Genomic DNA, 25,538 nt, shown 5'->3' with positions numbered 1-25,538 from the left:
GGCTTCAGACATCGCCAAACAGGCGCGTCACGCCCGGCTCCCAGCCGATATCGACCAGACTGCCCTGCGTAAGAGGGCTGGATAGACCATCATGGCCTGCCTCAACCGTGATCTCGGTGCCGGAAGGCTCGATAGCCATGACGTAGTGTACGGTCGAGCCGGCGAAGATCGCATCACGCACGCGCGCCTGCGTGCGGATCGGCATGCTGCCAGCCGCCTTGCCCATACGGATACGTTCATAGCGGATGACGATCCAGCCTCTGTCGCCCGTCGGTTCTTGGGCGATATGCGTGGGGAACGTAAAGCCATCCAATGACACCGTTGCCGTCCCACCCCCGCGGTCAGCTACCGCGACCGGGAGAAGATTGGCATTCCCAATGAAGCCGGCGACAAAACGCGTGGCAGGATGATCGTAAATCTCTTGCGGAGAGCCCAGCTGGTCGATGCGGCCGTTGTGCATCACCGCGATTTGGTCAGACATGGTCAGGGCTTCACCTTGATCGTGGGTGACATAGATGAAGGTGGTACCGACCTCACGCTGAATGCGTTTTAACTCCAGTTGCATTTGCATGCGCAGCTTGAGATCAAGCGCGCCGAGCGGCTCATCCAATAGAAGAACTTTGGGACGCTTCACGAGAGCGCGGGCCAACGCGACGCGTTGCATCTGCCCGCCGGATAACTGCCGCGGCTTGCGTGTCGCAAACTGTGTCAGCCCCACCAGCTCGAGCGCTTCGCCGACGCGCCGATGAATGACGTCCCGTGGTTGTCGCTCGACGCTCAGTCCAAAGGCGATGTTGTCGAACACCGTCATATGCGGAAAGAGCGCCCAGCGCTGGAAGACCATGTTGGTTGGGCGCCGGTAGGCTGCGATGCCGGCCATGTTCTCGCCCGCGATCAGTATATCACCGCGATCCGGGAACTCGAACCCGCTCGTCATGCGTAATGTCGTCGACTTGCCGCAACCAGAGGGACCAAGAAGAGAGAAGAAACTGCCGGCTGGCACGGAGAAGGATATGTCGTCGACCGCGGCAGACGCGCCGAAGAACTTGGAGACGTTGCGGAATTCGACGTCGGAGGTCACGTGGCATTCCTTGTCGTCGCTGGCGCGGGTGGCGGTGCCGCCCGGCAGATCTCAGCGGAGTTTGAACTTGACCTCGCGGTCCCAACGTTCACGCCACTCCGCCGCATCCTGCCCGATGGAGCCATAGTCGAACGGAATGGAAGTGGCGGCGAGTTCCGCGTTCAGCAGAGGATCGCTCTTCTGCTCGTCATCAAGCGTTGCATTCTTGACGAGAGATACTGCGAAAGTGAGCTTGGAGTAACGACCTGCATTTGCGGGAGACATCAGCTCGTTGATCAGATCCTCGCATACGGCTTTCTGGGCCGGGTTAACACCCTGAACCATGCTGAGATACAGCGGGAACCCAATCGTTCCCTCCTTCGGAATGGCGAAGCCAAGAGGAGCACCTTCACGGATCCAGACATAGGACAGGCCCGAGAACCACGGGGCCATCCACGCGTCGCCGGAGACGAGAAGATTCTTCACAGCGTCATTGGAATCGACCAACGCTCGGAAGTTCTTGGCATTTTCAGACCACACTTTAAACCCGGGATCGATGTTGTCTTCGCCACCACCGTTCAAGCGCGCGGCGATGACCAACATGCGGTTATCATAATCGAACATGGTGATGCGGCCCCTGTTCTTGGGGTCCCACATGTCGGCCCATGTTGTCGGTGGCTCCTTGACGGCATTTTTATTGTAGAGAATGCCGATGCCGGACATCATATAGGGCGTGCCTTTGTTATCGGGGCGCGCATATTTCGTCTCGATATTAGCGAGATTGGGCACGCGGGCTGGGTCGAGAGGCGCCCAGAGGCCCTCAACGTCACCCTTCGTGATCGAATCGACATTAAAGAAGCCGCAGTGGACCAGCGGCTTGTCCGGCGTAGTGCGGTAGGCGGCGACCATCTTGGGATAGGTGATCGTATTATTCGATTCCAGAATGTTGATCTTAACATCCGGATGATCTTTGCGATATTTCTCGATGACCTCCGTTGGCACGATGCCCTGGTTGGAGCCGGCCCAGATGAAGAAAGTAATTTCCGTGGGCTCTGCGCTGTTGGCCGCATTTGCAAACAGGCTGATACCGAGTGCAACGCTGGCCATCGCGATGGTGCGAGACGCCTTCATTCCCCGTCCCCTCTGTTTTGGGTGACTGTGATATGCGCTAATTACGCTTTGCGTAAAAAAAGTTGCTTCTTATTGCGGAATGCGAAAATGATATGTCGGTTGGCGCCGGTCGTCAATGTGTTGATGGAGATGACCTGCGCATATAACGTGGGCGGACAGCTGAAATTTTAAGCGTGGCAATACAGGAGCCCGGAGTGCCCGGACCATTGGATAAACTGGACCGGCGGATCGTCGCCGCTTTGGCCCGCGATGGGCGACGCACCTTTCGGGATATAGCGCGTGAGCTCGACATTTCCGAAGGAACCGTGCGGTTCCGCGTGACGCGGCTGCAGGAGGAGGGGCTCATCCGTGTAACGGCGGTCGGCAGTCCCCTCGCACTTGGCGTCGAGGTCTATGCGATGATCTTGATCCGCGTGAAGCCAGGGCATGTGAAGGAGGCGGGAACGATCCTCAGTTCCTATCCGAATGTGCGGTTTGTGGGGTCAGCTTTCGGTTCGGTCGATTTGTTCATCCAGACCTTGCATCGCGATACACGGGACCTCCACCGTTTTGTCAGTGAGGAGCTGCCTCAACGTATTCCGGCTATAACCAGCATCGAAACCTGCCAGCTCGCAGAAGTTCTCAAGAGCACATGGACCTGGGGCGACTGGTTCGAATATCTGGATGGGGCTGACGCCGCGCGTGAGCCTCTGCAGGAGGCGGCGGAAGCCTGACGTTTGATAGGTTTCATCTTCTCGAAGGCAGGGGTTCAGCGATGTCACCACGCGTGCCGCCTTTCACCACACGGCCCGAGATCGAAGGCAGTTTCGGTGTCGTGGCGTCGACGCACTGGGTCGCGTCCGCTGTCGGGATGTCGATGTTGGAGCGAGGCGGTAATGCATTCGATGCCGGGGTGGCCACGGCATTCACCCTCCAGATTGTCGAACCGCATCTCAATGGCCCGGGCGGCGATACGCCCATTCTTATCCATGACCGGCGCGCAAGGCGCACAGACGTCATCTGCGGGCAAGGGCCGGCGCCGGCCGCGGCAAGCATCGATGCGTTCGAAGAGCTGGGGCTGGATCTCGTGCCGGGTACGGGCTTGCTTGCTGCCTGTATCCCCGGCTCCTTCGATGCCTGGATGTTGTTGCTGAGGGACTATGGCACGCTGCGTCTTTCCGACGTTCTTGCGCCGGCCGTCTACTACGCGGAACATGGCGTGCCGGTCATTCCCCGGATCGCAGCAGGAATAGCCTCCGTCGCGTCCCTTTTCCGCGAGCACTGGCCAAGTTCTGCCGAGGTTTTTCTGCCCCATAATGCTGTGCCGCAGGTCGGCCAGTTCTTTGCCAACCCCGCGCTGGCGCACACCTACGCGCGCGTGCTGCGAGAGGCTGCGGGGGGTAGGCGTGAGCAGGAAATCGAACGGGCGAGGCGGATATGGAGCGAGGGCTTCATCGCCGAGGCCATCGACCGGTTCTGCCGCGAGGAACGGGTATTTGACGTCTCGGGGCGACATAACCCGGGCTTGCTGACCGGACAGGACATGGCAGGTTGGCAGGCCCACGTGGAAGCCCCGGTCAGCTATGACTACGGGTCCTATTCGGTTTGCAAGATCGGGCCATGGAGTCAGGGGCCGGTCCTTCTCCAGCAATTGGCCTTGCTCGCGGAATTTGAGCTTGATGGCCTTGATCCATGCGGCCCTGACTTTATCCATCTCCAGGTCGAAGCGGCAAAGCTCGCCTTCGCGGATCGGGAGGCCTTCTACGGTGATCCCAATTTCACATCCGTGCCGTTGGAAGCGTTGCTCTCGCGTGATTACAACACGGCCCGGAGGGAGCTGATCGGAAATCGAGCGTCCCTTGATCTTCGCCCCGGGCACGTGGCAGGTCTTGGCCGCCATATACCCGCGGTCGCGCGTGCTGCGGCTGCCGTGGAAGGGGCTGGTGAGCCAACCTTGGCGGATCTACCGGCCGAGCGCGGAGATACGGTGCATTTCGATATCATCGATCGCGACGGCAATATGATTTCGGCAACGCCGAGCGGCGGATGGCTGCAGAGTTCGCCGGTCATTCCGGGGCTCGGCTTTCCGTTGGGCACACGCGCGCAGATGTTCTGGCTTGAGCGTGATCTCCCCAATTCACTCGCGCCGGGAAAGCGGCCGCGAACAACACTGACACCTTCGCTTGCGCTGCGTGACGGCGAGCCATGGCTTGCCTGGGGCACGCCGGGAGGCGACCAGCAGGACCAATGGAACCTGCAGTACTTTCTTCGCATCGTGCATGGCCGCATGAACCTTCAGCAAGCCATCGACGCCCCCGCCTGGCACAGCGAGCATTTCCCCGCCTCATTCTGGCCGCGGCAGGCCGAACCCGGGCTTCTCGTGGTTGAAGAGAACGTGCCCTTGGCGACGATTGAGGAGTTGCGGGCCAGGGGGCATGTGGTGCGCGTTGGCGCGGTCTGGAGCGAGGGACGCTTGTCGGCGGCCTCGCGCGAAGGCCGGCACCTCAGGGCCGCGTCAAGCCCGCGAGGGATGCAAGGACTGGCTGTTGGCCGTTGAGGTGAGGAAACGATGCGTGCGGCGTTCTTCGATAGCTTTGGGCCACCCGATGTTCTGAAGGTCGACGACATCGACCAGCCGGAGCTGCGGCCTGGCGAGGTGCTGATGCGCGTTGTCGCCTCGGGGATCAATCCATCGGATGTCAAGCGACGGGCGGGCTGGGGGGGCGCGGCGTGGCCGGGCCACAGGATTGTCGCGCATTGCGATGGCGCTGGCGACATTGTCGCAGCGGCCGATGCGCTCGGCCAACCCTGGGTCGGTCGGCGTGCCTGGGTGTGGAGCGTGCCGGGCCGGACGTTCCTGCGCCAGGGTATTGAATATGGAACGGCAGCCGAATGGCTAGCGGTGCCGGTTGCCAATCTCGCGCCGCTTCCGGATGGGGTGGACTATCGCATCGGCGCCTGCCTCGGCGTTCCCGCGATAACGGCCCACTATGCAGTTTTTGCGGACGGGCCCGTCGCGGGCAAAACGGTGCTCGTCCAGGGTGGCGGGGGAGCCGTGGGTGAACTCGCAGTCCAGATGGCGAAAGCGGCCGGCGCTCATGTGATAGCCACCGTGCGCTCGGGCGCGCGCGCCGCGATCGCGCAGGCGGCCGGGGCCGAAATGGTGGTCGATGTATCCCAAGATAACGCCGGTGATCTCGTGCTGGCCTCTCGCCCGGACGGCGTTGACAGGGTGATCGAGGTGGATTTCGGTGCCAATGTTGATTTCAACGCGCGCATCGTTGCGACCGGCGGGACAATCGTCAGCTATTCTTCGACAAGCAGCCCCAACCCCGTCATCCCCTATTACGCATTGCAACGGAAGGCCGCGCTGATACGCCTTTTATCGAACTACATTTTGCCGGTCGAAAGTATTCGGGCTGCTGTCGACCACGTGACCACGATGCTTGAGACAGGCGGTCTGCGTCCAACGATTGCCATGGACATGCCTCTTGACGCCATCGTCGCGGCCCATGAAGCCGTGGAGGCGAGAACGCCTGGCAAGGTTGTTCTGCATTGCGTGCCGTGAAATGAGGGCATGGGTACCCGTCCGCCACGCTTGCCTCGCACGGTTGCCGGCGTTGACCGCAGGCCACCTTGAAACAGACCTCGTCGAAAACGACGTTCTGGAACCCGTCAGGCCTTGGCTAGCCGGCGCGCTTCGTCGGCTGTCTTCTTGATCGCGTCGGGAATGCCTGTGCGACCCATCATGGCCTCTTGGAACTGAGCCATCATGAAGAGCTCCCATTCAGCATACCAAGCGGTCTTCGTCGCTTGGCGCAGGCGGGAAATGCTTGAGAGTTTCTGGAAATCGCTATCGTTTCCGCCTGTCATCTTCGCGACGAGCTCCTTCACAGCCGGGTCCTGATAGAGGGCTGGATAGGGAGAGCGGCCCCCCTCGCCGAGCAGCCTTTCTCGCGGCAGCGTGAACTGCCCATTCTTGTCGGTCCCAGCGTAGTATTCGAGCAACTTCCACGCTTGATCCGGAGATTTCGTCGTCGCCGCGATGCCAACGCTATGCGCATAGCTTACGGTCGCGATGCATTCTGGCCCCAGGCCTGGGACCAGAGCCATCTTGATCTTTCCGGCAACCTTCGAATCCGGCCAGACGTTGAATTCGGCCAAGGCGTACTGTGCCATATATCCGAACTTGACGATCCCCGTGCGGATACCGGTGCGAGCCGCGCCCCAGTCGCGTTGCATGTCTTCCTGGCCAACGATCTTCCATTCGTTGAGGGCGGCCGCATACCATTCGAGGACCTCCTTCAACGGGTTGTCGGCTTTATCGAAGACGGGTTGATTGTCGGCGTCGAACAGGTCTCCGCCCGAGGCGAAAACGGTTGCCCAGAGGCTCCAGAAGTTGCCGGGCTGGCGCTTCATGGCGAGACTGAGCGGAAATTCATCGACACCCGCCTTCTTGACCGCAAGCATCTGGGTTTTGAGCTCGTCGAGATTGCGTGCGGGTTTGTCGAAGCCGGCCTTGTGCAAGGCCTCCTCATCATAAGCGAAGCCGAAGGCATCGCTGAGATAAGGCAGGCCATAAACCTTGCCATCGACGCCTTTCACGCCCTCCCGCGCCGCAGGCGTGGCGGCGGCAAGCAGTTTGTCGAGGCCCGGAGTGCCGTCCAGAGGCTTGAGCCATCCGCTGTCAGCCCAGGCCGCGATTTCGCTTTCGGGGAGCTGGATGATGTCGAGGGGAGCCGCCGATATGAACTCCGCGATCATGCGGTCGCGGTAACGCGAATAGGGCGTACTTACCCATTCGACGGAAAGTCCGGGCGTCGCATCGAGATAGCGATTGATGCCTGGAATATCGGCGGCCGGATAACGTTCCCAGGCGCGCATTTGCAGGGTTGTTCCCCCGCGTTTGAGAGAAGCAGGCGCATTGCGATCCTGCGCGCTGGCCCGATGCCCGAGAGCGAAAGCGCCGCCGGCGGCGGCTGCAATCTGGATCAGGCGGCGGCGTGACAAAGACCTCCGTGGGTCGTGATACATGATTTCCTCCCGACTATCGTTGTTATCTGTCGCTGGCGCGTGAACGCCGACCGGCGGACGCCGGCCCCGAGATGGCTCTGACCTGCGCGGTGAGATCGCGCGGCATTTCGAACAACTCCGGCCGCAGGTCGCGCAGCAGGTCCACACGGTGGAGCACCTTGGCGATATGGGCGTGCATGATGGCCGCCGCCTCATCCGGAGCGCCGGCAGCAATGGCCGCGACGAGCTGGCGATGTTCCTCGACGATGGGCGCGAGGGGATAATTGCTTGCCCGCGTCAGATGCGCGATGCGCACGCGGTCGAGGTGCACCTTCGCGTTCTGGACAACGCTCCAGACGCTCGGGACACCGGCTATCGTCATGATTTCGGTGTGAAAGGCATCATTCAAGGCGAAGAACGTGCGCTCGTCTTCAACAGCAAGTGCAGCCGTATGCGTCTCCACATGCTGATGGAGGCGCGCCACATCGGCAGGGCTCGCCCGACGTGCGGCTTCGGCCGCCGCGGCGCATTCAAGCGAAGAGCGGACGAAGTAGGCCGCGCGGAATTCGTCGAGATCGAGCGGCGCCACAACGGTTCCGCGCTGTGGAAACACGAACAGCAATCTCTCGCGTTCAAGCCTTTGGATCGCTTCACGAACCGGCGTGCGGCTGGCGCCGAGCTCACGGGCCAGCGCATTCTCGGAAATGGTGCTTCCCGGCTCCAGGGTCAGGTCGAGGATCGCGCCGCGAATGGCGCGATAAACCTCTTCCGAGACGGAAGCCGAAGCGAGTGGTGTGACAGGGGTGGCGACGATCATGTCTCACCTCTAGCACACGAGAAAATGCCATACAAGATTATTTGGGTACTTGCATACAAGTATGTTGGAAGCTAGCTTGCCCGCGTGGTGCTCAATTCCAATGGACAATTCGCATGCCTGATGCTGCCGCCTTCCGCTCGGCACTCGTTGCCGCTAATCCAGCCCTCAGTCGCTTCAATCCGCTTCCGCGAATTCTCTTCCATGATGATTTCGATTTCGGTGTGAATGGCTGGTGCGAGCTTATCGGCAACCACGACGGCAATCTCGACCACGTTCGATCCGTTCTTGCGGACATGCGGCCGCCCCAGCTCAGCACCTGCTCGTTCTTCGACATCGGGACGCATGGTCCGCTGAGTGGGACCTATGCCCTCAAGCTTGCGACCCGGCCGAAGCCCAATCATATGGCGCTTGCGATCAAGCGGGCGACCTCGGTGAAGCCCGGGCTTGTCCAGTTCGAGACGTATTTCTGCTTCAAGGCCGAGCAGTGGATTGGCGCGAGGCCGGATCATCAGAACGGGTTTGATGGCAATCTTGATCCGAGCGTCTATGACTTCGGCGATTTCACGATCGGAAACGATGTCTGTGATCGCGAATACGGTCGGCGCTATCACTGCTCGCTGCGCTACCAAAATACGAACTCCGCCGGAGAGCTTGTGCGCAAATGGCGCTACAAGACCTCGGTGCAGACCACGACCTTGATGGAGAGGAGCGGAAGCGCACCGGTTCAGGACTATCACGTGGCGCATCCTGACGACTGGGCCGACGTGCCGGACGGTCAGCAGGCGCTCTGCTACAACGAAGTGCCGACGAAGCTGAACTGGCACTATCTGCGTTATCTGTTCGACACGGAAGCCGGAAGAAACGTTGAACTCCAGGTCAATGACAAGATAATGGACCTCAGGGCCATACCTGTTCCGCGCTTTGAGCACGGATATTGGGGGCTGGAGCGGCTCCTCAACTTCACCATCGACGTGAAGACACACCGCTCGGTGCGGAATTTCCTGTTTCTCGATTCGGTTCTCGTATCTGTCGATTGGTGATATCCATGCTTTCTCGCGCTTTCACAGCTGTTATCGAACGGAATGTCTCGCTGAGCGGGGATTTCTGGACCGAACCCTACGAGACGGCTTGGGCCGCGGAGGTGCGCTGGTTCATCCATGTCCTCGAGGCGGACAGGGGCGCCACGTTGCGCGTGGGCAGCGACATATCTCCCGAAGGGCTGACCTGGTGTCCGCATGAGGCTCCGCCAGTCGCATTGGATGGCCCGGGTCTACTGTCGCTTCCCTTGAACAATGTCGGCCCCTGGCTCAGGTTGAACGGCCGGGTGGAGGGGCCGGAGGGCGCACGGGTGAAGGCGATCATCTATCTCACGTTGAGAGGCTGAGCATGGCGGTGAAGGGCGATTTTCCGTCCCCGGCATACGCCGGTTCGCCAGCCGGCCGGCAGAAGGCTGCCTGGCGCCTCTCGCGGAACGGTCTCGGGCGGGGGCAATGGGTTGCGCCACGGGAGCCGCAACCATTTCTGTTCTTTGTGCTGAACACACCCGCGATCCTGCTTCTGCTGGTCTTCGTTCTCTATCCGATCATCTACTCGTTCCTGCTGTCCCTGCATCAGTATAACCTGCGCCAGCCGGCGCGCTTTCGGTTCATCGGGCTTGATAATTACATATCGATACTGGGAAGCGAGCAGTTCTGGAGGGCTGCCCAGACGACCGCGCTCTTCTCCGTTGGTTCGATTACGCTGACGATCGTGCTCGGGACGCTCCTGGCGCTTCTCCTCAACGAAGTCTTCCCCGGACGAGCACTTCTGCGTGCCATCATTCTCATTCCTTGGGCGGTTCCTCCCGTGGTCAACGGGCTCATCTGGCAGTGGCTGCTCGACGGGCGTTATGGGCTCATCAATGCTGTGCTTGTCGGGGCCGGCGTGCTCGATGAGTACCGGTCGTGGCTGACCGATGTGAATACCGCGATGCCGGCCCTGATCGTTGCGCAGGCGTGGAACCATATTCCCTTCGTTTCCCTGGTAGTTCTGGCGGCGCTTCAGACCGTTCCCGACGAGCTCTATGAAGCGGCGCGCATGGACGGCGCGAATGTGTTGCAGCGTTTCAAGGCGATTACTTTGCCGTGGCTCAGTCATTCGCTTCTCCTTGTGTTGATTACACAGACCATGGTCGCCCTGCGGACCTTCGACATCATCTATGTCCTGACCGGCGGCGGGCCGGGCGACAGCACCACGGTGCTGGCATGGCTTACCTATGTCACGACATTCAACTTCGCGGATTTCGGACGCGGCAATGCCTATGCTTATCTGATCGCACTGACAACGCTGGCCTTGTCCATCATTTACATCAGGCTTTTATGGAAGCGGGGAGAACTCGCCCGATGATGTCCGAACACACGCGCATTATCCGCACCTGCGGCCTCATGGTGGCAGCCGCGATTTTCTTCCTCTTCATGTTCACACCCGTCTACTGGATGGTCGCAACCAGCCTGATGACGGAGGCCGAGATGCTGGCGGTGCCGCCACATTTCATTCCGCAAGCGCCGACGCTGCGCAACTACGCCACCATCTTCGGGATTGGCGACCCGGAGTTCATCGCGTTCGCGCAGAACAGAGCGCCCGCCGTCTTTGATATCTTTCCCGCAATGATCAACAGCCTGACGGTCGGGCTGTGCGTCGCGGTCGCCAATCTGCTGATCGCATCGCCCGCCGCTTATGCGTTTTCGCGCCTTAATGTCAGGCGATCCTTGCCGCTTCTGATGGTCTATCTTGGTAGCCGCATGTTGCCGCCGATCATGCTCGTGGTGCCGATGTTCCTCCTCATGCGCAATCTCGGCCTGATCGATACGCCGCTTTCGCTCATCGCTGCCTATTGCATCCTGACCGTCCCATTCTCGATCTGGCTGTTGCAGGCCTATTTCAAGACGATGCCCGTCGAGCTGGAGGATTCGGCGACCATCGACGGGGCGACGCGCTGGCAAACCATGCGCTATGTGATCTTGCCGCTGGCGCGACCTGGCTTGACCTGCGTCGCCATACTGGCGTTCATGGCCTCGTGGAGCGAGTTTCTGTTCGCGGTGGTCTTCACGAAGACGACCGCCAGTAAGACGCTTCCCGTCGTGACCGCGAGCTTCGTCGACACCGCCTCCATCCAGTTCGATTATGTCATGACCGCCGGCGTTCTCACGGCCTTGCCGCCATTTCTGCTCGCGCTCATCTTCCAGCGCTACATCGTCGGCGGCCTGGCTGCCGGTGCCGTGAAAGGCTGACCGATGATGCCGACGCTCGGTCTCGGCTGTGCCGCCTTCGGCGTTCTCACTGACGCGACGTCGGACAGCGCGGTGATGGCCCTGATAGACCATGCCTGGAATGCCGGCATCCGCTATTTCGACACGTCGCCGCTTTATGGAAGCGGCCGGTCCGAGGTCCTCCTCGGTCACGCTTTGGCGGACCATCGACCGGGCGCGATCCTGTCGACGAAGGTGGGACACCGGCTCACCGCGCCCTTTGGGGCGCGACCATCACGGGCTGAACGGCGAACGGACTTTTCCGCCCGTTTTGTCCTCCACTCGGTTGAAGAGAGCCTAGCGCGGCTTCAGCGTGAGACTATTGATCTCGTCTTGCTGCACGATCCGGATAAGGACCTGCTTGATGAGGCGATGGACGAGGCGCTTCCTGCCTTGAGGGAGTTGCAGGGCAGGGGCGTGATCACGGCTGTCGGGATTGGAACCAACCGTGTTGATACGGCGCTGCGGGCCATCGCGCGCGCGAAACTCGATGTCGTGTTGGTGGCCGGACGCCATACGCTCCTTGACCGGTCCGCCGATACGCGTTTACTGCCGGAATGCGCGCGTGCGGACCTCCCCGTTATTCTCGGCGGCCTCTTGAACTCGGGTTTGCTCGCGGATCATCCGGGGCGGGAGACATTCGACTATGCACCGGCGCCGCCAGACATGCTGGCCATGCGTGATCGTCTTGCCGGTATCTGCTCCGCCTATCACGTCCCGCTGAGGGCTGCGGCCCTGCAGCTCCCGGGTAGACTTGCCCGAGCAACGACATTGCTGGGCCCGGCAACGGTGGAAGAACTCAAGGACGGTCTTGCCATGCTGGAGTTCCCCATTCCGGAGGATTGCTGGCTTGCCCTTGACGCCTGCGTAACCGGCGTGGTCCCACCTCGATGATTGACAGCCATCTTCATTGCTGGACGCCTGGCGATGGCTTCCTCGTCAAGGTTCGCGAACGATTCGAGCGGCTTGACCGGCGGTTTGGATTGGCGGAGGCTGCCCCCCTGTGCCGGGATGCTGGGATCTCTGGCGTCGTGCTTGTTTCGTCGGCCCAGGATGCCGGCGAGACGGACCGGCTGTTTGCCGAGGCCGGGTGCGGCGCTTTTCCTGTCGTCGGCGTCGTGGGTTTTCTCGATCCGGCGATGGATGATGTCGCAGCGCGGCTGGAGCGCTGGACGGCGAGCCCCCTTTTCGCCGGCCTACGGCTGCCTTTGCCCGTCATGCCAAATGGCTGGTTGGAGGCCCCTGGCACACAGGCCCTGCTCGATCAACTGGCCCGCCGAAGGCTCATCGCCGAGATCCTCGCCCTCCCCGAGCAGTTGCCGGAGGTCCTTGTCTCACTTCAGCGCCGCCCTGGCTTGCGCACCATCATCGACCATGCCGCCAATCCCCCGGTGGCAACGGGCGCCCTCCATCCCTGGGCGGCCTGGATGGGGCGGGTCGCCCGGGAGACATCGGCGGTCTGCAAGATCTGCGATTTTCACCAGGCCGGGGAGGCGGACTTGACGGATGACGCCATCCTGCCGTTCCTGCGCCATCTCCTGGAGGTCTTCGGGCCGGAACGGCTCATGGCAGGCTCGAACTGGCCAGTCTCCTCGCTGCACGGCGGTTATGGCAACAGCTTCGCGCGTCTCGATCGTCTCTCGCGGCGTTTGGGTCTCGACATCCAGGGCCGGGCAGCGGTCTTCGAGGACAACGGGCGCGCGCTGTTCTCAGCAGAGGCTAAAGCACCGTAGTAAAGCTATCGGGATCGCCGCCGTGCTGTCTCAGCTTTCCGAGGCCGTAAAGTCGCGCGGCGTTGCCGCAAAGAATGGCGCGTTGATCCTGCTCCCCATAGGACGAAACTGCTGAGCGGATTGACTGGACGAGGCTGGGATAGTCTGTCCAAAGCTTCTCGATGGGGAAGTTTGATCCCCAGAAGCAGCGCTCGACACCAAAGATTGAAACGGTTTCGGCCACGATTTCCGCGATCAGAGCGCTGTCATTTCTATGGACGAACGTGCCGAGGCCCGAGAGCTTTGTCGACACGTTCGGACAATCCGCAAGCCGCCGCATGCCGTCGCGCCAGCGGCCTTTGCCGGCCTCAGAGAGATCTTCCAGCATGCCGGCGTGTTCGAGCACGAAGGTGACTTCGGGTGTCGCCTCGGCGAGCCTCGCGCCGGATGTCATCTGGGATTCGAAGAGCTGCAACTCGAAGAGCCAGCCGTGATCGGCAAGCTGCGCGAGATTGCGGCGGAAGCGCGGATCATCGGCGATATCTGGCCGATCAGCAAAGCGATAGAGAGTCTTCTCATGCCAGTGGATCTGCTGACGGATGCCGCGCATCCGCGGAAACCGCGACTGCGCCTTAAGAAGCGTCGCGACATCATCATCGAGGAAGTTTGCGTAGCCAACGATGGCATGGGGCCAGCCGGTGCGCTCCGCTTGTTCCTCGACCCACTCGACCTCTCGCAGAGCGCCACCCGCTGGCCAGTTGGTCTGGACATAAACGGAGGCGATCACGCTTGTCCCGGCTATGTCGGCCAGATATTCCTCAATCGGATAGTCGCGCTTGATGGGCTCGTAGTCGCCGAAGATGCGCGGCTGACTGGGCCCTTGCAGCCAAGTGAGATCCTCTCGCCGCCAGATATGATGGTGCGCGTCGATGATGGGGAGAGTGTCGGGTTGCGCCATGCGAGGCTCACATCAGGTGATCGAGGATTTCAGGATTTTGCAGCAGGGTCTCGGCATTGTCATGATAGCGGACCGCGCCGGTCGCGAGAATGTAGATGCGATCCGCCACCGAGCAGGTCAACTTGGCGTTCTGCTCGAACAGCGCGACCGTCAGGCCGTCCTCTCTTAGCCGTCTCAATGCGCGCCCGATCTCGCCGATGACGATCGGTGCCAGGCCGAGTGAAGGCTCGTCGAGGATTAGGAGCTTGGGGTCGGCCATCAGCCCCACGGAGACGGCAACCATCTGCTGCTGGCCGCCGGAGAGGGTTCCCACCGCCTGCCAGCGCCGCTCCTTGAGAATGGGGAACAGCTGATAGCACCGATCGAGGTTGCGGTCTCGGCTTGTGCGGTCCCCGATCGCATCAGCTCCGATGATGAGGTTCTCCTCCACCGACATGCGGGGGAACAGTCCTCGCCCTTCCGGCACGATCGAGAGGCCGTGCGCGATGCGCTGGTATGGAGGAATGGCGAGCAGATCCTGTCCATCGAACGTAATCGCGCCGGTTTTCGGGGCGACGAGCCCGCCGATAGCCTTGACGACCGAGGATTTCCCCGCGCCATTCGGACCGACGATACCGACGATCTCTCCCGCGCCGACGCTCATGGCGAGGTCGTCGACCGCGAGAAAGGGCCCGTAGCGGATCGTCAAGCTGGCGACGTCAAGCATCGGCGCCTCCCAGATAGCGATCGATGACCCGCTGGTCGGCGAGAATTTGCGCAGGAGGGCCTTCCGCGAGCTTCTCTCCGGCAAGCAGGACGACGACCTTGTCCGCCAATTCGCGGATGACCTTCATCGTGTGCTCGATGATGAAGACTGTGCAACGCGACTTCAGTTCGGCGAGAAGGGCGATCATCGCTCTCACCTCGCTGGAGGAGAGGCCGCCGACCGGCTCGTCGAGCATGATGAGCTTTGGTTGCTGCACCAGCCGCATCATCAGTTCGAGCCGGCGCTGCTCGTCGAGCGAAAGACTGCCGGCCTGGGTTTCGAAGCGGTGGGCGATCCTCAGCCAGTCGGCGAGTTCCGCGTAGCGCTCGGGCGAGACCGGGTCGGCGGCATCGACCATTGCGATCGCTATGTTATCCGCCACGGTGAGTTCGCCGAAGATGCGCACGGCCTGATACGTCCGGGTGAGACCTACCTGGGCCAGTTCAAACGGCTTCTTTGCGGTCATGGCGTGACCGTCAAATCCCACGCGGCCAGCATTCGGTTTCAAATGGCCTGTAATGCAATTGACGAAGGTAGTCTTGCCGGAGCCATTCGGGCCGATCATCCCCAATGTCTCGCCGCGATGTTGAGTCAGGTCGATGCTTCGCAGCGCGACAACTCCGCCGAAACGCTTCGACAAGCTTTTCACGTCGAGAAGAACATCGTTCATGCCGCGCTCCTCTGGTCGAGCTGACGAGAGGGGGCGTCCTTTGCGATCTCAGCCTTCGGTGCCTTGCGTTTGAAGCCACTCGCGAGGCCGCCTGGCATCAGGATCGTCACGGCGATGATGAGGACGCCGTAGAGAATGTCCTTCACGGTATAGTAATCCTGCAGGAGAAAAGGGATTGGCGCCAGAAGCATCGCGCCGAATACAGGTCCCCAGATGGTTCCGCGGCCTCCGAATGCAACCATCAGCCAGATATTCATGGATATCAGGACATCGAAGGAGCGGGGGGAAATGAAGCCGATATAGGGAGCGTAAAGCGCACCGCCGACGCCGGCATAGAGCGAGCCTATGAAGAAGGCGGCGAGTTTCTGGTACGTAACGTTGATCCCGAGTGTTTCGGCCAGTCCGTCATCCTCACGGATCGCCGCGAGGCGTCGTCCGAAGGAAGACCGCACGATCAACATTAGGACTGCTATGCCAATAACGGCCATGACCGCGATTACGATTTCGTAGCCGAGGCCCGTGAGCTCGCCGCCACCGGGTATCGATGGCGGCGGAATCTGGGAGATCCCAGTATCACCGTTGGTGATGCTTGCGAAATAGACGAAACCAAGAGTGATGACGGTCTGGATGACCAGCGAACATAGCGTGAAGTAGAAGCCCTTGAGCCTGAGAGACGGCAGGCCGAGGATCGTGCCGGCGATAGAGGCCGCGAGCGTGCCGACAGGCAGGGCGAGCCAGAATGACCAGCCCATCGATGTGAGGTTCACAACGAAATAGGCGCTGATGCCGGCCAGCCCCGCAAACATCAGCGGCATCAGGCCCGTATAGCCATAGAGCAGGTTCATGCCTGTCGCCCACAAGATGTGGAGCAGTGTCATGCCTGCGACGAACGCGAGATATCGGTTGCCGGAGAGGAGTATGGGCACCAGCACGGCGGCCACGGTGAAGGCAGCAAGCGGCCAATGGGCGGCAAGGCCGCGCGGCGCGTCTTTGGTCGGCTGGGCCGTCATCGTGCGAAAACCCCCGAGGGCTTGAAGAGCAGGATCAGCAGCATCGCGCCGAGATAGGAGAAAGCGGCGATGGTGGGGCTTGCGAAGATGGAGACGATAGCCTGGGTGAAGCCGAAGACCATGCCGACGACGAGGGCACCCAACACCGAGCCCGGGCCCCCGATGATCATGATAGCAAAGGCCGTGATCGCCATTGTCCAGGCGACGGTAAGATCGAAAGAATAGGCGAGTGCGAACAACACGCCACCGGCGAAGATCACCGCATTGCCGAGGATGAAGGAGAGGCTATAAATGGCCTTAACGTTGACGCCGCGCAGCGTTGCGGCATCCCTGTTCTGGAAAACGGCGCGCAGGGCCCGGCCATAGCGGTGGTATCGCAGCAGGATGAACAGCGCGGCCAGGAGCGCTATTGCGATCGCAAGCACCATGAGCCTGTTATTGGCGATAGGGAACGGGCCGATCAAGGTAATGCCGTTGACAAGTGGAGGAAGCTGGAACTGGTCGCTCCAGCGCCCGTAGGTAATGGCGTAGATGCCCGCCAGGATCTGCGTGATGCCGAGGCTCAAAACGAAGTAGGAGATGTTTCGGTTCGGCACATCGTAGAAGCGGCGGATAAGCAGTATTTCCAAAATATAGGAGAGCGGGACCGACACGCCAATGACAAGAAGGGCGGCGATCCACGGATTAAGGCCCCAGCCGACCGTCATCGTCCAGCCAAACAGCGCCGCAAGGACAAAAAACTGACCATTGGCGGCATTCGGCATCCAGATGCTGCCGTAGACGATCGTCACCCCAGCCGCGACAAGCGCGAAGATCGCGCCGAGGATCAGCCCTGTGGACAGCGTCGAAAAAAGAATGATCAGATTTGCATTAGACATCGCCCCATCCAACTCGTTCCATGATGAGCGGCCGAACTGGAAATGCCGCTACGTCAAGCTTCAAGTGGGCGCCACCGGCTGGCCGGTGGCGCTGCGATCACTTCACAAGCGTATAGACAGGGATGACTTCAGGGTCCCATTCAGTGTAGAATTCTTGCTTCGCCTTGTAGCCTTTCTCGGCGATATCCTGAATTTGCATGAAGTAAATATACTCCTTGCGCGCTCCGTTCTTATCGAACTCGATCGGAATGCCCGACGTTGTTTCTTTGGTCTTCAGAGCTGACATGGCGTCGCGAAACTTCTCACGATCGTCTGCGGCTTCCGGGTTTTTGTCGAGGGCCTCGCGGATGACATGCGCCGTCACATAACAGAAATTTTCGCCATAGGACGGCGGCCGCCCGTTCTGAGCTGTAAATTGCTCGACAAAGCTTTTGCCCTCGGGTGTCAGGTTATCAAGGTTCGAGTCAAAGAAGGTTCCATAGAATGAGCCTACCGAACGCTTACCCCAGTTCATGACTTGAGTTGTGATACCGAAAGGATGAATGATCTGCTCCGGCTTGATGCCGAGGTCGAGAAGCTGGTTGGTGATCGTGTTGTCAAAACCACCGGCGCCCGAGACGAATACATAATCCGGCTGGGCGGCCAAGACCTGCGCGGCCTGCACGGTAGCGTCATTGGCGCCTTGCGGAAAGACGATGTCCGCCACGATATTGAGCTTGGACAAAGGCGCCTGATACTTTAGCCCCGCCGTAATGGCACGCATCAAGGCATAATCTGAGTAGATCAACGCGATCTTCGCGCCAGGCTTGCGCTGTTCCACGAATTTGGCGATCGCGTAGCCCCAGCCGGCGGCGTTCGGCTCCAGCCGGAAGGTATAGCGCGTGCCTGGCTTGGTGAGTTGCGGGAATGCGGCCACCGGCACCACGAAGGGCACCTTGTTCTGCTCGGCATAACCGTATTGGGCTAGGCCGGTGTCGGAGCTCGTCGGTCCCGACAAGGCTAAGACCTTGTCCTGTACATCAAGGGAACGTGACGCGGCGACCGCTTGTGCCGGGTTGGTCTGGTTGTCCGTTACGATGAATTCGATGCGTCGCTTGCCGGGAGGATTTATTTTTTGTTCGGCAAGTTTGAGCCCGGCGACGCAACTCGTGCCAAAGAACGACCATGGACCCGTCAATTCGGTCACAAAGCCGATTTTCACGGGTGGCTTCTCCTGGGCCTCGGAGACCGCCGGCACCACACCCACGAGCAACGCGCAGGCCACTGTTCTTAGAAATATGCTCATATGTTTCTCCCCTTATGGCGCCGTGCTCTGTCGGCCGGTCGCCGGTTGAAGCCCAGTTTCAGGCGGCGCGGCCCTCCCGCGTCCCCGACAGCAGATCAGCCTCGACCAGTGCCTTGCGAATGCGGGCAATCTCGGCTGCGGAAAGCTTGACAAGCGGCGGTCGGACAATGGCCCGCGGCAGTTTGCCAAGCATCACGAGCGCCTCCTTCATGCGATTGTGCATATCGACGAACGGATCAGCGTAGAAGACACGCGCAAGAGGGTGGATCCGGTCGTTGAGGCGGCGTGCCTCAACGAGATCGTTGGCTTGTACGGCGCGGAACAACTGCGCCTGGAAGTCGGCGATCACGCTACCAGAGCCAGAAAGCAAGCCGTTGCAGCCAAGCACAAGCGATGACAGGAGCCAGGCGCTGTTAGTCGACAGGACATTGACGGGGCGGCTCCGGCCCTGGAGCGCGCGGATCGTTTCCTCATGCTGCTGCACGACCGGCGTCCAGTCCTTGATGGCGCGCAAGGTCGGGATCTCATCCGCAAGCCTGTGCAACGTCTCGAGCGGGTAGCCCTGGCCGGTCGCCCGCGGATACTGGAAGGCGATCAGCGGCAGGTCGCTTGCGTCGGCGATGCGGCGGAAATGGGTGAGGGCCATCTCGGTGGTTTGGCCGAGCGTGAACGGAGCGGGCGGGAAAACGAGCAGGGCAGCGGCCCCGCCAGAGGTTGCGCGGCGGGCTATAGCCGCGGCCTCGAGGCTGCCATCCGCCCATATGCCATGGACGATGGGAAGACGGTCGCCCACTGTGTCCGCGCCGATCTCCATGACGCGGCGCTGTTCATCCGCGCTGCAAGAGGCCACCTCGGTCGAATGGGCGTTCAAGGTGATGGCCGACACGCCCTCGACCGCCGCGACGTCGCGAAGATGCGCCTTGAAACTCGCCTCATCGATTGACAGGTCGTCATGGAAGGGGAGCAAGACGGCGGGGATGACGCCGGTTGGCAGGTCGTTCGCAAAACGCGGCATTCTGTCCATCCTCCTCAGGTGCGATGTGGAAAGGGTCCGGATCGGGCGCGAGCTTCCAACGGCCAGATTCGGCCGAGCTGCTCGGTGGTGCGGACAAGCGCCGGACCCCATGCTTCCAGATCAGCGCGCGTCGTCCGATTGGTCGGAGCGGCGAGGCTGACGGCACCCACGCACTCACGTCCACCCTGAAGCGTATCGGCCCAGATCGGTGCGGCGATCGCGCTGATGCCGATCTCGTTTTCCTCGAACGAACCGGCGAAGCCCCGCTGCGCCGCCTGTTCCAGATCTTCGCGGATCGCCTCTGGGGCGGTCTTGCTGTGCAATGTGCGCGCCTCGATTCCCTGTGCCTCTATCAGCCCCATCGCGCGCTCGATCGGCATGGTCGACAGCCAGGCCTTGGCGATTGCATGGGTGTGGAGGCTGATCTCAAGTGAATAGTTTGGGTCGATCTGGAGTGTTCTCTTGGTGCCGGAAACCAGATGCACCCAGGTCAACTTCTCTCCTCCCGGCTCGACCACCGCGAGACGGACGAGTTCACCACTGTCTTCAGCCAACGTCTTCAACACGGCGGCGCACTGATCGAGTAACCTACTTGTCTGAAGATGGCGCAAGCCGATGTTGCTGACCCGGTAAGTCAAGTAGTAACGCTGCACGCGATCGTCGCGCCAGATATAGCCAGCGTGTTCGAGCGTATCGAGCAGCCGCACGGCAATCGCCTTGTTGACGAGGAGCTCGCGCGAAATCTCGGCGAGGCTCATGCCATCGGCCGCGCTGGACAAGTGCTCAATCAGATCGAGAGCGCGCTCCACCGCGAGAATCGTGTCCTCGCCAGATCGCTCTACTGTCCGCCGCTCACCTGCACCAACACTTCGCATCCACATGTCTCCGCCCAGACCAAGTCCGATTGTTGCGGACCTGCCCCTCTCAAAATCAACGAGCAACCCTCTCCGCCCGAAGTGCATCGAATGATAACCTCCGGGCCGGAATTGCCCTAGCAGCAACGCCACCGGCTCAATCCGTTGGCGGCCGCTTCCCTTGCCATCTGCTCGGCTTCCGGATGCGGCCACAGCATCCTGTCGCAATAGGGACAGCCACCCCAGTCGGAATGATCCTCCGTTGCAAAGGGCCGATCCTTCGGCAACCCCCGCCGCCGCATGTCAATCCGCCGGAGCGCGGTCGCGTCGCGGTCGATGCGCCCGTCTTTGTCGAAGGCCGCGCCGTAGAATTCAGACGCTGCCTTTCGCGAGACATAGCCTTGCCGGAGGTCATTCTCGAGGTCTGCGAGGTTGCGTTCAAGGGGTGAGCCGAAGCCTCCCCCGCCGCCGGAGCATACCGTGTAGACATCACCCGCTGAGAGCTTCTGCGAGAGTACCTTTCCAGTCGGAAAGCGCTCTTCCGTGCCGTCACGTTCAAGGCGCACCTCGTTGCCGAGTGCCGACAAACCACCGAACAGGCCCCAGGGTCGGCAGTCGACTCGGTCGATCTGGGCATTGAACATGATGTCGTGGCGCGCGCGCACGACCTGCTCGGTTCCGAGGCCACCGCGATACTTGCCGGCACCGCCAGAGTCCTCGCGCAAGGCATAGCGCTCCACGATCAGTGGATACTTCGCCTCCACCTGTTCCGAAGGGCCGTTATGCGTGTCGCCATCGTTAATCGCGACGGTGGCGCTCATGCCGTCCTCGCCCATCTTCGCGCCCCAGCCGCCGCCGATCAGTCCGCCGAGGTAAAGATAGAGCTTTTGATCAAGGGGTTGCCGGCCGTTGATGGAAGCGATCACGAGGTCGGCATGATGTCCGGCAATCACCCGGGTGGGGATCGCCGGCGCAAGAGCCTTGAAGATCGTATCGACCACGGTCATGGGATAGGTCATCCACCAGCGCATCGGGGCGGGGCGCTCCGCTGAGACGACCCGACCGGGCGGCAGCACGATGCTGAGATTGCGGAATGCGCCGTCATTGACTGGGAGTTCAAGCCCGGAGGTCAGGCATTTGAAGGCAACCTGGGCGGCGGAACGCCCCGCGGTTTCGCCGGAGTTGTAGAAGCCGCGCACCTGAGCGCCGACGTCCGTCAAGTCGATGGTCAGTTCATCGCCCGTGACCGTCACCTTAACGCGGATGGGGATCCGCCGGCCGGCTTCGATACCGTCGTCGTCCATGAAGCTTTCGGCTTCATAGACGCCATCCGGGATCTGCGCGACGCTGGCGCGCGCCACTGCCTCGCCATGATCAAAGATCGATTCTATGGCACCGTCTACGGCGGCCTCGCCATATTTCGCGATCAGTTCCAGGAACCGCTTCTCGCCTGTGCGAACGGCTGCGACCTGGGCCTTTAGATCACCCATAGCCCGTTCCGGCAGGCGTACGTTCATACGGATGATCGAGAGAATCTCCTCATTCGGCACGCCCGCCCGCCAAGCTTTGACGATCGGCATTTGTAGTCCCTCGGAGTAGATATCGGTCGTCATGCCATCGAGCGTGCCCCCGATATCCTGCCAATGGGCCATGCAGGCCGAAAAGCCGATCAACCTGCCATCATGGAAGATCGGCACAGAGAAGGTCATATGGTTGAGATGGCTGCCGGTCGTATAGGCGTCGTTGGTTAAGAGCACGTCTCCTGGCTGGAGGCCGTCCGCACCGAAATGCGCCAGCTTCGCCTTGATCGTTTCACTCATCCCGCGAATAAACATTGGCAAGCCAAGACCAATCGACACGGTGTTTCCGTGTCGGTCGAAGAGCCCGACAGTAAAGTCGAGCGCCTCGTAGATGATCATGTTATAGGCCGTCCGCATCAGGTTGGTCTTCATCTCTTCAGTCGCCGCGATGAAGCCGTTGCGGATGATCTCGGTAGTGACCGGATCGGGGCCTTTGTAGATCTTGTCCATTAGCTCACCTCCACCGCGACGTCGAGATTGCCGCGCATGTCGACTTCAGCCACGTCGCCGGGCGGCAGGACTGTGGTCGAGGCGTATTCCTGGATCAGGGCCGGGCCGGGGATTCGATGACCGGCAGCGAGCCGGGCGCGATCGTAGACTGGCGTGTCATGACGGCCGCCGAGCGCGCCGAAGTCAACGACCCGGACCCCGATGAGCGCGGCATCGATCCCATGCTCTGCGGTCGGCACCGCAGCCAGCGACGGCTTCGTGATAGTGCCGATAGCCGATAGCCGCAGGCTGACAATCTCCGCCTGCTCGTCCTGGGAGGAATAACCGTAGCGCACGGCGTGCACCGCGTCGAACGCCGCCTTGATCGCGGCGGAATCCCGCTGCGCGAAGGCAGCCACCGGTACTTCGACGGTCACCGCATGTTCCTGGCCGACATAGCGCATGTCGGCGGCATATTTGATCTGAATATCCAGCCTCCCCGGAGCCGCGGCCTCGATCTCCTCGCGTCCCTGGTGCTCCATTTCTGTGAAAATGGTATCGAACACATCAAAGGGAGCCTCCGCGAGCCGGGCGAAGAGCGTGCGCACGAAATCGCGACGCAGGTCGCTGACCAGCATTCCGTAAGCGGAGAAATGGCCTGGCGCGTTCGGAATGATGACACGAGGAATTTGCAGCTCCCGCGCCACGAACACCGCGTGCAGCGGCCCCGCGCCGCCGTAGGCGACCATGGCGAAATCGCGCGCGTCCAGTCCGCGTGCCGTCGTCACGCGCTTGACGACATTCGCCATCTGGGTGACTGCGATGCGAATGACGCCGTCGGCCGCCTCTGCGGTGGTGAGGCCGAGCGGACGTGCCACGCGCTCCTCCATCGCCTGGCTGGCCCCGGCGATGTCGAGCTTCATTTCGCCGCCGAGGAAGAGATCCGGGGATAGTCGTCCGAGCAGGAGATTGGCGTCGGTAACCGTTGGCTCCGTACCGCCACCGCCGTAACAGACCGGCCCGGGCACGGCGCCTGCGCTTTCCGGCCCGACCCGCATCTGGCCGTGAGCCACGCGGGCGATCGAGCCGCCGCCTGTACCGACCTCCTCGATGTCGATCATCGGGATCTGGATCGGCAGGCCTTCAGCATAACCGCCGACCATCACCTGGTTGGCCGTCAGTTCGACGCCGTCGAGGATGACACCGGCCTTGGCCGTCGTGCCGCCCATATCGAAGGCAATCACGTTGCTGAGGCCGATCTCGGCGCAGAGCTCGCGGGTACCGATAACGCCAGCCGCAGGGCCTGATTCCAGCATGCGGATGCATTCGCGGCTGGCTTGCGCGGCGTCATAAAGGCCACCGGTGGATTGGACAATGAGGAACTTGCCGTTGAAGTCGACGCTCTCCAGTACATCCTGGGCTTCCGCCAGGTAACGTGTAACGCGGGGGCCGACATAAGCATTCGCCGCGACTGTCGAGGACCGTTCGAACTCCCGATATTCCTGAGAGAGCTCGTGCGAGGCGGTGACGAATGCGCCCGGTAGCAGCGCGCTGAGAAGATCACGCGCACGGATCTCGTGAGCCGGGTTGCGATAGGAATGCAGAAAAAGGATCGCCACCGCCTCTACCTTCTCATCCCGCAGCACGGCGGCGACGCGTTCGATTTCGGTGTCGTCGAGCGGCCGCAGCACCTCACCGGCAGCGTCCAGTCGCTCGTCGACCTCGATGCGCAACGCGCGCTCGACGAGCGGCCGGTGCTTGCGAAAGAATAAATTGTAAGCTTCCGGCCTGTTGATGCGGCCAATCTCGTAGATATCGCGGAAGCCTTTTGTTGTGACGAGAGCGGTGCGCGCACCCTTGCGCTCGAGCAGCGCGTTGATTGCGACTGTGGTGCCGTGGAGGAATAGACCGGCATCGGAAAAGCGCGCGCCAGCTTTGTCCACACCACGGTTCATCCCGGCGATGAGACTTGCCGGTGTCGTCAGAGTCTTGCCAAGACGGATTGCGCCGGTTGCTTCATCGAAAACGGCCACATCCGTGAAAGTGCCGCCGACATCTGCAGCGATGCGCAGGTCTCGTGCAGCCATGCCAATTGGCTCCCTCGTGCTCACGGCGCGGCCTCATCGACGATCGGATTGACGAGCTTGCCAATGCCCTCGACTTCCACTTCGCAGTTGTCTCCGGCTTTCATGAATAGTGGCGGTTTACGGGCGAAACCTACGCCCGCCGGAGTTCCGGTGACAATAATGTCGCCTGGTTTGAGAGTCATCGCCTCTGATATGCGCGCGATCAGCTCGGGAATTGGGAAAAGAAGGTCGTCAGTATTGGCGTCCTGCACGATTTCACCGTTGAGGCGGGTGGTAATTCGCAAGCCCTTTCCACCCAATGGTACCTCATCGGAGGAAACGAGGAACGGGCCGATGGGAGCTGTATTGTCAAAGTTCTTGCCCAACGTCCATTGCGGTCCCTTGAACTGCCAATCACGGATCGAGCCATCGTTGAACACCGTATAGGCGGCGACATGACGAAGCGCTTGTTCTTCAGGGATCCGTCGCCCGCCGCTCCCGAGAACAATCGCCATTTCGGCTTCAAAGTCGAGATGATCAGAAATCAACGGACGTATGATCGGGTCGTTAGGGCCGATGATTCCCGTATCCACGCGCAGGAAGAACACGGGAAACTTGGGGCGATCATAGGGGCTCTCAGCCGCGTGATCTGCGTAGTTCAGGCCCACGCAAATGATCTTTCCGAATTCAGCCAATGGGGGCAGTAATCGCACTGATGCGGGATCAAGGGCGGCCGCATTTGCGATCGCCGTGCTGGCCCTTGCTCTGAGGGATGTGTCGGTGAGGATCTTGAGCGGATCGGTTGGTAGCTCGCTACCAGGGCGAACGAGAACGCCATCGCGAAGAGCAACCAGCTCGCGCACGCCGCCAATCTCGGCCAAGCCAAGGCGCATGTAACCCTCCCAGGTTTCAGATTTTTGTAACGCCGTTACTGTAACGACGTTACTCCAAGTGCGTCAAGCGCTCTTTTGCTCTGGAGCGAGTGGCCTCTTCCGGCACGCGGTCACCGCAGGTGGACGTGGCAAACGTTCCGCAACAGCAGTGGCCGG

Annotated in this window: 24 protein-coding genes; 9 read left to right on the top strand and 15 right to left on the bottom strand. The window is 61.1% G+C overall.

Annotated features, from left to right (window positions below; genetic code table 11):
• Positions 1-4: 4 nt before the first annotated feature.
• Positions 5-1,081 (bottom strand): ABC transporter ATP-binding protein, encoded by a 1,077-nt coding sequence (locus KIO76_RS21035; RefSeq protein ID WP_213325556.1) that lies wholly within the window; start codon positions 1,079-1,081, stop codon positions 5-7.
• Positions 1,082-1,132: 51 nt separating this feature from the next.
• Positions 1,133-2,191, bottom strand: coding sequence for an ABC transporter substrate-binding protein (locus KIO76_RS21030; RefSeq protein ID WP_213325555.1), 1,059 nt, complete (start codon positions 2,189-2,191; stop codon positions 1,133-1,135).
• A gap of 194 nt (positions 2,192-2,385) precedes the next feature.
• Between KIO76_RS21030 and KIO76_RS21025 the strand changes: the two genes are divergently transcribed.
• From KIO76_RS21025 to KIO76_RS21015, 3 genes are read left to right on the top strand one after another with little or no spacing between them, the layout of a single operon-like run.
• On the top strand, positions 2,386-2,904 hold the full coding sequence (locus KIO76_RS21025; protein ID WP_213325554.1) for an Lrp/AsnC family transcriptional regulator: 519 nt from the start codon (positions 2,386-2,388) through the stop codon (positions 2,902-2,904).
• 41 nt (positions 2,905-2,945) lie between these two features.
• The gene (locus KIO76_RS21020) at positions 2,946-4,727 is read left to right on the top strand and encodes a gamma-glutamyltransferase family protein (RefSeq protein ID WP_213325553.1); all 1,782 of its coding nucleotides are present in this window, start codon (positions 2,946-2,948) and stop codon (positions 4,725-4,727) included.
• Positions 4,728-4,739: 12 nt separating this feature from the next.
• The gene (locus KIO76_RS21015) at positions 4,740-5,738 is read left to right on the top strand and encodes an NADPH:quinone reductase (protein WP_213325552.1); all 999 of its coding nucleotides are present in this window, start codon (positions 4,740-4,742) and stop codon (positions 5,736-5,738) included.
• 107 nt (positions 5,739-5,845) lie between these two features.
• On the opposite strand, the gene KIO76_RS21010 is transcribed toward KIO76_RS21015, so the two are convergent.
• Together KIO76_RS21010 and KIO76_RS21005 are read right to left on the bottom strand one after the other, a co-directional pair.
• The gene (locus KIO76_RS21010; RefSeq protein ID WP_213325551.1) at positions 5,846-7,204 is read right to left on the bottom strand and encodes an extracellular solute-binding protein; all 1,359 of its coding nucleotides are present in this window, start codon (positions 7,202-7,204) and stop codon (positions 5,846-5,848) included.
• A 22-nt stretch (positions 7,205-7,226) separates the two neighbouring features.
• The gene (locus tag KIO76_RS21005) at positions 7,227-8,000 is read right to left on the bottom strand and encodes a GntR family transcriptional regulator (protein WP_213325550.1); all 774 of its coding nucleotides are present in this window, start codon (positions 7,998-8,000) and stop codon (positions 7,227-7,229) included.
• Between the two features lie 113 nt (positions 8,001-8,113).
• Between KIO76_RS21005 and KIO76_RS21000 the strand changes: the two genes are divergently transcribed.
• From KIO76_RS21000 to KIO76_RS20975, 6 genes are read left to right on the top strand one after another with little or no spacing between them, the layout of a single operon-like run.
• Positions 8,114-9,040 (top strand): DUF6772 family protein, encoded by a 927-nt coding sequence (locus KIO76_RS21000; RefSeq protein ID WP_213325549.1) that lies wholly within the window; start codon positions 8,114-8,116, stop codon positions 9,038-9,040.
• Positions 9,041-9,045: 5 nt separating this feature from the next.
• Entirely contained in the window at positions 9,046-9,384 is a 339-nt protein-coding gene (locus KIO76_RS20995) for a hypothetical protein (RefSeq protein WP_213325548.1), read from the top strand.
• 2 nt (positions 9,385-9,386) lie between these two features.
• Entirely contained in the window at positions 9,387-10,385 is a 999-nt protein-coding gene (locus KIO76_RS20990; RefSeq protein ID WP_213325547.1) for a carbohydrate ABC transporter permease, read from the top strand.
• Entirely contained in the window at positions 10,382-11,269 is an 888-nt protein-coding gene (locus KIO76_RS20985) for a carbohydrate ABC transporter permease (RefSeq protein ID WP_213325546.1), read from the top strand. Before KIO76_RS20990 ends, KIO76_RS20985 begins: the two co-directional genes overlap by 4 nt.
• A gap of 3 nt (positions 11,270-11,272) precedes the next feature.
• Positions 11,273-12,181, top strand: a complete 909-nt coding sequence (locus KIO76_RS20980) for an aldo/keto reductase (protein ID WP_213325545.1) — start codon at positions 11,273-11,275, stop codon at positions 12,179-12,181.
• Entirely contained in the window at positions 12,178-13,020 is an 843-nt protein-coding gene (locus KIO76_RS20975; RefSeq protein ID WP_213325544.1) for an amidohydrolase family protein, read from the top strand. Before KIO76_RS20980 ends, KIO76_RS20975 begins: the two co-directional genes overlap by 4 nt.
• Here KIO76_RS20975 and KIO76_RS20970 read toward each other — a convergent pair.
• The 11 genes from KIO76_RS20970 to KIO76_RS20920 all read right to left on the bottom strand — a co-directional run bounded on the left by KIO76_RS20970 (position 13,007) and on the right by KIO76_RS20920 (position 25,370).
• Complete coding sequence (locus tag KIO76_RS20970) at positions 13,007-13,957, bottom strand: amidohydrolase family protein (protein ID WP_213325543.1); 951 nt, start codon at positions 13,955-13,957, stop codon at positions 13,007-13,009. The two genes, KIO76_RS20975 and KIO76_RS20970, sit on opposite strands and share 14 nt — an antisense overlap.
• A 7-nt stretch (positions 13,958-13,964) precedes the next feature.
• Positions 13,965-14,663 carry an ABC transporter ATP-binding protein gene (locus KIO76_RS20965; RefSeq protein ID WP_213325542.1) on the bottom strand — a complete coding sequence of 233 codons (699 nt, stop codon included), beginning with the start codon at positions 14,661-14,663 and terminating at the stop codon, positions 13,965-13,967.
• Positions 14,656-15,372: an ABC transporter ATP-binding protein gene (locus KIO76_RS20960; protein WP_213327049.1), complete on the bottom strand. Its 717-nt coding sequence runs from the start codon at positions 15,370-15,372 to the stop codon at positions 14,656-14,658. Before KIO76_RS20960 ends, KIO76_RS20965 begins: the two co-directional genes overlap by 8 nt.
• The gene (locus KIO76_RS20955; protein WP_213325541.1) at positions 15,369-16,382 is read right to left on the bottom strand and encodes a branched-chain amino acid ABC transporter permease; all 1,014 of its coding nucleotides are present in this window, start codon (positions 16,380-16,382) and stop codon (positions 15,369-15,371) included. Before KIO76_RS20955 ends, KIO76_RS20960 begins: the two co-directional genes overlap by 4 nt.
• The gene (locus KIO76_RS20950) at positions 16,379-17,260 is read right to left on the bottom strand and encodes a branched-chain amino acid ABC transporter permease (protein WP_213325540.1); all 882 of its coding nucleotides are present in this window, start codon (positions 17,258-17,260) and stop codon (positions 16,379-16,381) included. The genes KIO76_RS20955 and KIO76_RS20950 overlap by 4 nt, the downstream gene beginning before the upstream one ends.
• Before the next feature lie 97 nt (positions 17,261-17,357).
• Positions 17,358-18,545: an ABC transporter substrate-binding protein gene (locus KIO76_RS20945; RefSeq protein WP_213325539.1), complete on the bottom strand. Its 1,188-nt coding sequence runs from the start codon at positions 18,543-18,545 to the stop codon at positions 17,358-17,360.
• A 58-nt stretch (positions 18,546-18,603) separates the two neighbouring features.
• Positions 18,604-19,560, bottom strand: a complete 957-nt coding sequence (locus KIO76_RS20940) for a dihydrodipicolinate synthase family protein (RefSeq protein ID WP_213325538.1) — start codon at positions 19,558-19,560, stop codon at positions 18,604-18,606.
• 14 nt (positions 19,561-19,574) lie between these two features.
• Entirely contained in the window at positions 19,575-20,435 is an 861-nt protein-coding gene (locus KIO76_RS20935; RefSeq protein ID WP_213325537.1) for an IclR family transcriptional regulator, read from the bottom strand.
• A gap of 116 nt (positions 20,436-20,551) precedes the next feature.
• Positions 20,552-22,444, bottom strand: a complete 1,893-nt coding sequence (locus KIO76_RS20930) for a hydantoinase B/oxoprolinase family protein (RefSeq protein WP_213325536.1) — start codon at positions 22,442-22,444, stop codon at positions 20,552-20,554.
• Positions 22,444-24,510: a hydantoinase/oxoprolinase family protein gene (locus tag KIO76_RS20925; protein ID WP_213325535.1), complete on the bottom strand. Its 2,067-nt coding sequence runs from the start codon at positions 24,508-24,510 to the stop codon at positions 22,444-22,446. The genes KIO76_RS20930 and KIO76_RS20925 overlap by 1 nt, the downstream gene beginning before the upstream one ends.
• A gap of 20 nt (positions 24,511-24,530) precedes the next feature.
• Positions 24,531-25,370, bottom strand: coding sequence for a fumarylacetoacetate hydrolase family protein (locus KIO76_RS20920; protein WP_213325534.1), 840 nt, complete (start codon positions 25,368-25,370; stop codon positions 24,531-24,533).
• Between the last annotated feature and the right edge of the window lie 168 nt (positions 25,371-25,538).

This window comes from Chelatococcus sp. YT9 (genome assembly GCF_018398315.1).
Lineage (GTDB): Bacteria > Pseudomonadota > Alphaproteobacteria > Rhizobiales > Beijerinckiaceae > Chelatococcus.
This window is presented reverse-complemented; position numbering and strand designations above follow the sequence as displayed.

Bases quoted from the DNA above. Each gene is read 5' to 3' on its own strand.
- KIO76_RS21030 (WP_213325555.1), bottom strand. From the start codon at position 2,191: ATGAAGGCGTCTCGCACCATCGCGATGGCCAGCGTTGCACTCGGTATC.
- KIO76_RS21020 (WP_213325553.1), top strand. From the start codon at position 2,946: ATGTCACCACGCGTGCCGCCTTTCACCACACGGCCCGAGATCGAAGGC.
- KIO76_RS21015 (WP_213325552.1), top strand. From the start codon at position 4,740: ATGCGTGCGGCGTTCTTCGATAGCTTTGGGCCACCCGATGTTCTGAAG.
- KIO76_RS21010 (WP_213325551.1), bottom strand. From the start codon at position 7,204: ATGTATCACGACCCACGGAGGTCTTTGTCACGCCGCCGCCTGATCCAG.
- KIO76_RS21005 (WP_213325550.1), bottom strand. From the start codon at position 8,000: ATGATCGTCGCCACCCCTGTCACACCACTCGCTTCGGCTTCCGTCTCG.
- KIO76_RS21000 (WP_213325549.1), top strand. From the start codon at position 8,114: ATGCCTGATGCTGCCGCCTTCCGCTCGGCACTCGTTGCCGCTAATCCA.
- KIO76_RS20995 (WP_213325548.1), top strand. From the start codon at position 9,046: ATGCTTTCTCGCGCTTTCACAGCTGTTATCGAACGGAATGTCTCGCTG.
- KIO76_RS20990 (WP_213325547.1), top strand. From the start codon at position 9,387: ATGGCGGTGAAGGGCGATTTTCCGTCCCCGGCATACGCCGGTTCGCCA.
- KIO76_RS20985 (WP_213325546.1), top strand. From the start codon at position 10,382: ATGATGTCCGAACACACGCGCATTATCCGCACCTGCGGCCTCATGGTG.
- KIO76_RS20980 (WP_213325545.1), top strand. From the start codon at position 11,273: ATGATGCCGACGCTCGGTCTCGGCTGTGCCGCCTTCGGCGTTCTCACT.
- KIO76_RS20975 (WP_213325544.1), top strand. From the start codon at position 12,178: ATGATTGACAGCCATCTTCATTGCTGGACGCCTGGCGATGGCTTCCTC.
- KIO76_RS20970 (WP_213325543.1), bottom strand. From the start codon at position 13,957: ATGGCGCAACCCGACACTCTCCCCATCATCGACGCGCACCATCATATC.
- KIO76_RS20965 (WP_213325542.1), bottom strand. From the start codon at position 14,663: ATGCTTGACGTCGCCAGCTTGACGATCCGCTACGGGCCCTTTCTCGCG.
- KIO76_RS20960 (WP_213327049.1), bottom strand. From the start codon at position 15,372: ATGAACGATGTTCTTCTCGACGTGAAAAGCTTGTCGAAGCGTTTCGGC.
- KIO76_RS20955 (WP_213325541.1), bottom strand. From the start codon at position 16,382: ATGACGGCCCAGCCGACCAAAGACGCGCCGCGCGGCCTTGCCGCCCAT.
- KIO76_RS20950 (WP_213325540.1), bottom strand. From the start codon at position 17,260: ATGTCTAATGCAAATCTGATCATTCTTTTTTCGACGCTGTCCACAGGG.
- KIO76_RS20945 (WP_213325539.1), bottom strand. From the start codon at position 18,545: ATGAGCATATTTCTAAGAACAGTGGCCTGCGCGTTGCTCGTGGGTGTG.
- KIO76_RS20940 (WP_213325538.1), bottom strand. From the start codon at position 19,560: ATGCCGCGTTTTGCGAACGACCTGCCAACCGGCGTCATCCCCGCCGTC.
- KIO76_RS20935 (WP_213325537.1), bottom strand. From the start codon at position 20,435: ATGCGAAGTGTTGGTGCAGGTGAGCGGCGGACAGTAGAGCGATCTGGC.
- KIO76_RS20930 (WP_213325536.1), bottom strand. From the start codon at position 22,444: ATGGACAAGATCTACAAAGGCCCCGATCCGGTCACTACCGAGATCATC.
- KIO76_RS20925 (WP_213325535.1), bottom strand. From the start codon at position 24,510: ATGGCTGCACGAGACCTGCGCATCGCTGCAGATGTCGGCGGCACTTTC.